The organism is Phytopseudomonas dryadis (assembly GCF_004327355.1).
Classification (GTDB): domain Bacteria; phylum Pseudomonadota; class Gammaproteobacteria; order Pseudomonadales; family Pseudomonadaceae; genus Aquipseudomonas; species Aquipseudomonas dryadis.
This window is the reverse complement of sequence record NZ_QJUM01000067.1, coordinates 1-1,104: the sequence shown is the minus strand read 5'-3', so window position 1 is coordinate 1,104 and position 1,104 is coordinate 1. Positions and strand designations below refer to the sequence as shown.

General features: G+C 68.0%; 1 protein-coding gene. It reads left to right on the top strand.

Going from position 1 to position 1,104, the window contains the following annotated elements:
- A partial coding sequence (locus DNK34_RS25245) for an amino acid adenylation domain-containing protein (RefSeq protein WP_131178002.1) occupies positions 1–1,104 on the top strand: 1,104 nt, incomplete at both ends.

Genomic DNA, 1,104 nt, shown 5'->3' with positions numbered 1-1,104 from the left:
TCAGCCACACCTGGGCCTGGCGGTACCGGCCGGGGTGCAGGTACTGCCTTTGGACGCGGTGCTGGCCGAGCAGCCGGAACACGACCCGCAGGTGGTGGTGGCGGCCGAGGCGCTGGCCTATGTGATCTACACCTCCGGCTCGACCGGGCGGCCGAAGGGCGCGGGCAACCGTCATTCGGCGCTGAGCAACCGCCTGCAGTGGATGCAGCAGGCCTATGGGCTGGAGGCCAGCGACACGGTGCTGCAGAAGACGCCGTTCAGCTTCGATGTATCGGTATGGGAGTTCTTCTGGCCGCTGATGACCGGCGCGCGGTTGGTGCTGGCGGCGCCGGGCGATCACCGGGATCCGGCGCGGCTGGTGGAACTGATCGAGCGTCACGGGGTGAGCACGCTGCACTTCGTGCCGTCGATGCTGCAGGTGTTTCTGCAGGATGCCGGGGTGGAGCGCTGCCGCAGCCTGCGGCGGATCGTGTGCAGTGGCGAGGCGTTGCAGGAGCAGACCCAGCGCCAGGTGTTCGCGCGGCTGCCATGGGCGGGGTTGTACAACCTGTACGGGCCGACCGAGGCGGCGATCGACGTGACCCACTGGACGTGCCGCGAGGAAGGTCTGGATCTGGTGCCGATCGGCCAGCCGATCGCCAACCTGCGCACCTACGTGCTCGACAGTGGGCTGCAGCCGGTGCCGGTGGGTGTGCTGGGCGAGCTGTACCTGGCCGGAGCGGGCTTGGCGCGCGGCTACCATCGTCGTCCGGGGTTGACTGCCGAGCGTTTCCCGGTCGACCCGTTCGTGGCTGGTGAGCGGATGTATCGCACAGGCGATCTGGCGCGTTATCGCGAGGACGGCACGCTGGAGTACGGCGGGCGTATCGACCACCAGGTGAAGTTGCGTGGATTGCGTATTGAGCTGGGTGAGATCGAGGCGCGGCTGCTGGAGCAGGCCGAGGTGCGTGAGGCGGCGGTGCTGGTTGTGGAGCAGCAGTTGGTGGCTTATGTGGTGGGCGAGGCGACGGCCGAGGAGCTCAAGGCACGGTTGGCGCGAAGCCTGCCGGAGTACATGGTGCCGGGGCAGTGGTTGTTCCTCGAGGCCTTGCCGTTGAGCGCCAA